Annotated in this window: 1 protein-coding gene; it reads right to left on the reverse strand. The window is 40.2% G+C overall.

Going from position 1 to position 239, the window contains the following annotated elements:
- Positions 1–239: DinB family protein (locus tag CN326_RS23960; protein ID WP_176524766.1), on the reverse strand; the 239-nt coding region annotated here is incomplete at both ends.

Raw genomic sequence — 239 nt, forward strand, 5'->3', positions numbered from 1 at the left:
TCATCATTAGATTGATTGGTAAGATAAAAGGTTTCATCACCGTCGAGATTATGTGTCCATTCACGGCCTTCCAAGTTTGCAGCAAGTCTCTCTTTGTAATAAATGAGATGATTAACGTTCTCCCAAATGGTATTAGTCGCCTCTCCAGATGGTTTCCAGATAGCCTGTTCGGCTGTAAGTCCTTCTATAGCATGTTTAAACGGTGCATACCAACTCTCTTTATCGAATGTTGAATCTAG

The sequence above is a fragment of the Bacillus sp. AFS018417 genome (genome assembly GCF_002560985.1).
GTDB lineage: Bacteria > Bacillota > Bacilli > Bacillales > Bacillaceae_G > Bacillus_A > Bacillus_A rhizoplanae.